Raw genomic sequence first — 1,497 nt, 5'->3', positions numbered from 1 at the left:
GCTGCCCCTGTCACCGCCACGGAAGCCACCTTCACGCGGGGCGCTGGAGCGTGAGCTGTCCCGGTCACCGCCACGGAAGCCACCCTCGCGGGGCGCGCTGGAACGCGAACCGTCCCGGTCACCGCCACGGAAACCACCCTCACGGCGATCCCCACCACGGAAACCGCCCTCGCGGTCACCACCACGGAAACCACCCTCGCGAGGCGGGCCGGAGCGAGTGCGGTCGCCACCCTGATACCCGCCCTCACGACGGTCGCCACCACGGAAGCCGCCTTCGCGACGGTCGCCACCACGGAAACCGCCCTCGCGGTCACCACCACGGAAGCCGCCCTCACGCGGGGCGCTGGAACGCGAACCGTCCCGGTCACCACCACGGAAACCACCCTCACGGCGATCCCCACCACGGAAACCGCCCTCGCGGTCACCACCACGGAAACCACCGTCGCGACGGTCGCCACCGCGGAAACCACCGTCGCGGTCACCACCACGGAAGCCGCCCTCACGCGGGGCGCTGGAACGCGAACCGTCCCGGTCACCACCACGGAAACCGCCTTCGCGACGGTCACCGCCACGGAAACCACCGTCGCGGTCACCACCACGGAAGCCACCCTCACGCGGGGCGCTGGAACGCGAACCGTCCCGGTCACCACCGCGGAAACCGCCTTCGCGGTCGCCACCGCGGAAGCCACCCTCGCGAGGCGGGCCGGAGCGAGTGCGGTCGCCACCCTGATACCCGCCCTCACGACGGTCGCCGCCACGGAAGCCGCCCTCACGCGGGGCGCTGGAACGCGAACCGTCCCGGTCACCACCACGGAAACCACCCTCGCGACGGTCACCGCCGCGGAAACCACCCTCACGCGGGGCGCTGGAACGCGAACCATCACGGTCACCACCACGGAAACCACCCTCGCGGGGCGCTCCGGACCGGAAACCACCCTCGCGCGGAGCACCCGAGCGCGAACCATCACGGTCGCCGCCGCGGTAGCCGCCCTCACGCGGGGCGCTGGAACGCGAACCGTCCCGGTCACCACCACGGAAGCCGCCCTCACGGCGGTCGCCGCCACGGTAGCCGCCCTCACGGGGTGCGCTGGAGCGCGAGCTGTCCCGGTCACCACCACGGGAGCCAGAGTCGCGGCCGCCGGCGGATCCGCCCCGGGCGCCGCCGCTGTCGCGGTCTCCGCGGTACGGAGGCCGGTCTCGATCATCGCGGCGCGGGCCGCGGTCGCGTCCGCCCGCACCGTCAGTACGGTCTTCGTAACGACGGGGACGGTCTCCGCCCTGCGGTCCTGAACTCACAGGTACATCCTTCCTGATTGCGCCACCAATGGCGCTACGCAGTCGAGGGCCGACCCGGATGGGGCGGCCCTCGACTGGAAGATTGTCCGGCGGCGTCCTACTCTCCCACACCCTCACGAGTGCAGTACCATCGGCGCTGGAGGGCTTAGCTTCCGGGTTCGGAATGTAACCGGGCGTTTCCCCTCCGCCATGACCGCCGTA

1 rRNA gene and 1 pseudogene are annotated in these 1,497 nt (G+C 72.0%); both read right to left on the bottom strand.

The annotated features are described in order from the left end of the window. Positions 1-896, bottom strand: a pseudogene (locus DLJ59_RS36410) (hypothetical protein); the annotation flags it as partial. Between the two features lie 484 nt (positions 897-1,380). Then, positions 1,381-1,497: ribosomal RNA gene (gene rrf / locus DLJ59_RS21850) — 5S ribosomal RNA — on the bottom strand.

This window comes from Micromonospora inaquosa (assembly GCF_003857055.1).
Lineage (GTDB): Bacteria > Actinomycetota > Actinomycetes > Mycobacteriales > Micromonosporaceae > Micromonospora > Micromonospora inaquosa.
The sequence above is the reverse complement of the archived record's forward strand: the minus strand, read 5'-3'. Positions and strand labels throughout refer to the sequence as shown.